At 39.8% G+C, this 5,455-nt stretch carries 5 protein-coding genes; 3 read left to right on the top strand and 2 right to left on the bottom strand.

The window, feature by feature from the left end; translation table 11 throughout:
- Nucleotides 1–634 precede the first annotated feature (634 nt).
- Complete coding sequence (locus D1839_RS19900; RefSeq protein ID WP_199690458.1) at nucleotides 635–1,300, bottom strand: nitroreductase family protein; 666 nt, start codon at nucleotides 1,298–1,300, stop codon at nucleotides 635–637.
- A 659-nt stretch (nucleotides 1,301–1,959) separates the two neighbouring features.
- On the opposite strand from D1839_RS19900, the gene D1839_RS19895 reads away from it, so the two are divergent.
- From D1839_RS19895 to D1839_RS19885, 3 genes are all read left to right on the top strand, one after another.
- Complete coding sequence (locus D1839_RS19895) at nucleotides 1,960–2,997, top strand: PTS transporter subunit IIC (protein WP_120381503.1); 1,038 nt, start codon at nucleotides 1,960–1,962, stop codon at nucleotides 2,995–2,997.
- Between the two features lie 82 nt (nucleotides 2,998–3,079).
- Nucleotides 3,080–3,946 carry a fructosamine kinase family protein gene (locus D1839_RS19890; protein WP_120381502.1) on the top strand — a complete coding sequence of 289 codons (867 nt, stop codon included), beginning with the start codon at nucleotides 3,080–3,082 and terminating at the stop codon, nucleotides 3,944–3,946.
- Between the two features lie 14 nt (nucleotides 3,947–3,960).
- On the top strand, nucleotides 3,961–4,413 hold the full coding sequence (locus tag D1839_RS19885) for a DUF2269 family protein (protein WP_120381501.1): 453 nt from the start codon (nucleotides 3,961–3,963) through the stop codon (nucleotides 4,411–4,413).
- Between the two features lie 843 nt (nucleotides 4,414–5,256).
- On the opposite strand, the gene D1839_RS19880 is transcribed toward D1839_RS19885, so the two are convergent.
- The gene (locus tag D1839_RS19880; protein ID WP_158589711.1) at nucleotides 5,257–5,394 is read right to left on the bottom strand and encodes a hypothetical protein; all 138 of its coding nucleotides are present in this window, start codon (nucleotides 5,392–5,394) and stop codon (nucleotides 5,257–5,259) included.
- Between the last annotated feature and the right edge of the window lie 61 nt (nucleotides 5,395–5,455).

Raw genomic sequence — 5,455 nt, 5'->3', positions numbered from 1 at the left:
AAACAAGAGAAAACGTTAGTAAATAGAGGGAGTATAAAATTTGTTACTTTGGGATACCGATATAACGGAATAGCCACATCCGGCGCATGAGCCCGGCAACTAGGCGACTTCACGAAACGCCCTATGATAAGTCATCATCGGTTGTAGCTAAGAGGAAGACCGACTAAATACGTGCTTGCCGCTCAGGCGTCGGCATACTCCTGTTTTAGTAGCATGATTCCTAAAACTTTAGGTGATTCGCTCCAGTAGCTACGTTGCTAAACGGGCGCCTTGCGCCTTTGTTCTACAAAGTATAATTTCGAATTAGATGCTTTGATATAACGAAATAGGCACATCCGGCACATGCGTCCAGTGATTAGGAAACTTCACGAATTGTATTAGGATAAGACATCATTAGCTCATAGATAGGAACACCCCTTATGTTTATAGCCTGATTCCTTTATTCCGGAAATAGATGCTGTAGACTCCCACTTCAAGAATGGAAGATGAGAGCGCGGAACAAGTCGAAGTGGGAGGTAACAGCATCAGCGGGGATGAAGCTCTCCTAATTGGGGCTTATTTTACGATTGATGGACGGTTATCGTAATGTTGGCATGATAATTTAAGTGGATTGTATTTCTTAGTTCGTCAGTTGTTATCCTTCAAAGGTTGTGAATTTTTCTGCAACATCGATGCGTTCTTTAGGTGCTGGAGCTTCATCGAAGTATCCTAAATGAAGGAAACTGACTATTTTTTCATGCGGTTTTACGTTTAATATTTCTTTCACTTCCGGATCTTGAATATGTGGATTGGTTTTCCATACTACACCAAGTTGTTTTTCCCACGCTAATAACCAGAAATTTTGAATCAAGCAAGCGACTGCACCATAATTTTCTTCCCATTCCTTTTGAGACTCAGGCTCATCCATAACAACAACTAAAATAGCATTCGGCTCATTTAAATAATTTTCTCTATTTTCTTGTCTTTCAGGAGGGTAAGTAGCAGCGACTTTTTTGGCAAACTCTGCTAGTTTATCAGCTCCAACAAAAATAAATCGCCATGGCTGGCGCATTCCATGAGTAGGTGCCCAAACGGCATCCTTTAATAATTCTAAAACCGTATCTTGTGTGACCTCTGTATTATTATACCCTTTTTTGATAGCGCGGCGTTCACGGATAATGTTGGCAAGTTGCGATTTTGTAGTAATTTTCCCCATATCTTCCATCTCCCTTACATGTGTCCATAATTGATAATTATTTTCAATTAAATTGTAGCTGAATAAACGTTGAAAAGCAACTAATCTATCCCGTTCGTAAGCCATTATATGTATCCAGAAAAGAGGGGATAAATAATCTGCTTGAAGTAATGGATGATTAACGCAATAATAGATGATAATACAGTTAAAATGAAGATAAATATGGGAGAATATTAGAAAGAGCTACTGGCGAATTGCCAATAGTCTGATTCTAGCTCTAGTCAAGGACAATGAGAACTAAAAAATAGGAAACCAAATACCACCGGGAGATTTCATTTAAAGTTTTTCTGTATGTAACATCTGTTAGAATCCTATTCTCATAAAGATCAACTTTTTTAGGAGTCTCCCTCCATCCTAAGATGAAAATTATTGCAAAGACCAAGAATGGAAGAGTGCCTACCAAATTTAGCAAGACTAATTCTGTTAAAAAAAAAACAAATATCTACTTTTAGTCCTGCATGAAGCTGAGTAAAACGGACCTTTTATCCTAACGAAGCGATCCCAGCGACAAGCATAAGATCCAATTCAACAAAGATTCCACAGCCTTTAGGTACTAGTAATTCTGTATTGGATGAATAAAATTCGACGGGATTGAAGTATCACTTTATTTTTGTATGGGACATATAAGGTTAGTTTGGGAGCTTTACACAGTACACCTGATAATACAATTTATCCATTCTTATTCATTATAATGTGAGTTATTTCACGAAATAGGAGGGTTTGACATGCAGCAATTTTTCCAGCAGAAAGGTATCCATATAACGGGAAAGGCCTATTTTATAACGGCTTTAAGCTATATGGCATTAGGGTTATTTGCCTCATTAATTATTGGCTTAATTATTAAGACAGTTGGAGAGCAAGTGGTTAGTATATTCTCGCCATCGTTGGCACAAATTCTCATGGAAATGGGTAGTTTTGCCATGGACACGAAAATAATGGGGGGAGCAATTGGTGTAGCGATTGCATACGGATTAAAGGCTCCGCCGCTTGTACTATTTTCGGCACTGTTTGCTGGTGCGTTTGGTGCAGAATTAGGTGGACCAGCAGGTAGCTATGTTAGTGCAGTACTAGCAACAGAAATTGGAAAAATGGTATATCAGGAAACGCGCGTCGATATCATCGTCACGCCATTAGTTACCATCACTGCAGGTTTTGCAACTGGTAAATTCATCGGGCCCGTAATTAGTAGATTGATGCAAGGCTTTGGAGAAATGATAAATTGGTCCACTGATCAACAACCGTTCATTATGGGAATTTTAGTAGCTGTACTGATGGGAATAGCCTTAACAGCTCCTATTTCCTCTGCGGCGATTGCTATTATGTTATCACTGGATGGATTGGCTGCAGGTGCCGCTACTGTAGGCTGTTCGGCACAAATGATTGGCTTTGCTGTTGCCAGTTACCGCGATAACGGATTTGGTGGCTTTATCGCTCAAGGAATCGGAACGTCTATGCTGCAAGTAGCGAATATTGTAAAAAAGCCAATTGTTTTATTACCTCCGACGATAGCTGGTGCTTTAGTTGCACCATTTGCCACTGTGTGGATTGAATTAACCAATAACCCTTCAGGAGCGGGCATGGGCACAAGTGGATTTGTTGGACAAATTATGACAATCGAATCAATGGGCTTTTCGATGTCAGTGCTTTGGAGTATGCTAATGTTACATATGATTGCACCAGCGATAATTAGTTTACTAACTGTTAGCTTTTTGCGAAAAAAAGGCTGGATCCAGCCAGGGGATATGAAGATCACGTTTGAATAACAGTAATCATTTCTATACTATGCAAAACTCGGGTGGACGTTTCATCATACTGATTTGCAATAAGAAAGGAGTAATCTGTTGTATGAAACAACGCTTCCAGAAGCTGTTACAGCAGGCGGGAGTTAAAGAGGAAGTCATTCATGCAAAAAGGGTAACAGGTGGTTCTATTAATGAGGCCTACCTTGTAGAAACGAAACGGCAAAAATTTTTTATCAAATATAACGAAGCTGCACCAAACCATTTTTTTACTTTAGAAGCAACGGGGTTGCAACTTATACAATCTACCAATACGATTCATGTTCCAGACGTCATCTGCTATTCCGATGAACAGGACGAGCGGTTTTTAGTCTTGGAATGGGTGAGTGGAAATAAGACACAACAAACGGATACGCTACTTGGTGAGCGGTTGGCGTCAATGCACCAAAACAAGGGGGCGCAGCATGGGTTTTCCAAATCTACATTCATAGGTACACTGCAGCAACCGAACGGATTTTATGATAGCTGGTTAGAATATTATCGTGACCGACGTTTGCTCACACAGTTACAGCTTGGAGTAAAAAGAAACGTTATAAGCGGAAAACGACGTGAAAAGCTCGAACAGTTACTTATGCAGTTAGATCGCTGGATCCCAGCAGATATTCCCCCATCCTATTTACATGGGGACTTGTGGGGCGGTAATTGGATTGTCGGTAAGCAGGGTGACCCTTATTTAATTGATCCCTCTTTTTTGTATGGTGACAGACATTTTGATTTAGCTTTTACAGAGGTATTTGGTGGTTTTTCAAAAAGTTTCTACCAAGCCTATGAAGGCACTTTTCCTACAAAAAATTATTATCGAGATTGTAAGCTGGTATATCAACTGTACTATTTGTTAGTCCATTTAAATTTATTTGGCGAAGTATATGGACCAGAGGTGGATATAATTCTTAGTTATTATTTAGGGGACTAGAGGGAGCAGATAAAATGGAGTTTTATGACATATTGGTGTTTATTCACATCATTTCAGCTATCGTTGGGATGGGTCCTGGATTTTTAATGATGATGCCAGTTAAAACTGCGACAACTATGACTGAATTGCGATATGGATTTAGGATTCGCGCCAAATTACATTGGCTAGTCATGATTGGTGGAACATTGTTATTGGTAACAGGTTTAGCGATGGGAGCGCTTCGACCCTTTTTATTTTCTCAAGGATGGTTTGTAACAAGCTTATTGCTCTTCCTGCTTGCTTTAGCGTTTGGCCCTCTCGTGCTATCTCCACGATCAAAACCAATTAAAAGCCTATTACAAATCCATCATGAGGATACGATACCAGATGAGTATTTTATTTGGTCCAAAAAGCTATTTTTCTATGAGAGAATAGAAAGCCTTTTATTTTTCCTTATTATTATTTTAATGATTACGAAGCCGTTTTAGTAAGGGGGGATGCTATAAGTTGGAATAAATAGGAGTTTCTTGTGAAATCCTAAGAGCTTAACCTACCTCGGGATTTTATTTTTTAGTGTAAAATGGAAAATTGCTGGAGTTGACAATGAGGGTGTTCGAAGTTCACAATTGCGCACACCCGGTTGCTTCGAAATCAAGCGAGAGCTTCCAAATTCAAGTAGGAGTACCCTTGGTTCAAGCGTCCTTCCCTTAAAAAACGAGCAAGTCATTCGTTAGTGGAGAAGTTTGTCTAAGAGAGGAGCAGAGGTTCGCTAGATCAAAGATGCTTAAAAAATTGAGCAAGTGACCACAAAATTTAAGCATATTTACTGTGATCAAGCATGCGGTATTCGAATTCTAGCGTATGTTTGTCTGTGATCGAGTACCCTATCCTGCTCTATAAACCGAGCGTTGATTGAATAAATACCGTAAATCACGCAAGACTTCTTGAATGGTGTCGTAAACCACGTGAATCAGCACCAGATCGAGCTTGGCACGTTCATTTCGGGCATTGAGCACTAGAATTACTTAAGTCAACCTCCGTTTTCAAGAAATGCGCCCTTGGCAATCTAAGTGATGACCGTTATAAGCATCCACAGAACAAAGGCGCAAGCGCCCGTTTAGCAACGTAGCGACTGGAACGAATCAACTAAAGTTTTAGGAACCATGGGGAGACGGTGTTGCACGAACCAAAGATGACTTATCGTAGGGCGCTTAAGCCGGACGTGGCTATTCCGTTATATCGGTATCCATAAGCACGCCATTTTATACTCCCTCTATATACTAACGTTTTCTCTTGTTTTCTTTGTTTTTCTTAGAATTTCATTTTGTTTTTTACTCATCAACAATATTTAAGACGGCATAGGAATCATTTTTAATGTAGAAGGGTGCACTTAATAAGCCATCCTTCTCTTTTTGAAAAAAATGGGGATTAATACTGCTATGATTGCACCCTTTTCCCACTATACTCATGGTGACAAACCCTCCCACATCTCACAGCGTCATTTGCGCATACATTCCTTCGTTCGGTCTA

The organism is Roseburia sp. 1XD42-34 (assembly GCF_009917385.1).
Taxonomy (GTDB): domain Bacteria; phylum Bacillota; class Bacilli; order Bacillales; family Amphibacillaceae; genus Virgibacillus.
Note: the sequence above shows the minus strand (reverse complement) of the source record. Positions and strands in the feature narration are given on the sequence as shown.

What these genes read in the sequence shown, in the direction of transcription:
- D1839_RS19895 (WP_120381503.1), top strand. Translation starts at nt 1,960, where the DNA reads ATGCAGCAATTTTTCCAGCAGAAAGGTATCCATATAACGGGAAAGGCC.
- D1839_RS19885 (WP_120381501.1), top strand. Translation starts at nt 3,961, where the DNA reads ATGGAGTTTTATGACATATTGGTGTTTATTCACATCATTTCAGCTATC.
- D1839_RS19880 (WP_158589711.1), bottom strand. Translation starts at nt 5,394, where the DNA reads ATGAGTATAGTGGGAAAAGGGTGCAATCATAGCAGTATTAATCCCCAT.
- D1839_RS19890 (WP_120381502.1), top strand. Translation starts at nt 3,080, where the DNA reads ATGAAACAACGCTTCCAGAAGCTGTTACAGCAGGCGGGAGTTAAAGAG.
- D1839_RS19900 (WP_199690458.1), bottom strand. Translation starts at nt 1,300, where the DNA reads ATGGCTTACGAACGGGATAGATTAGTTGCTTTTCAACGTTTATTCAGC.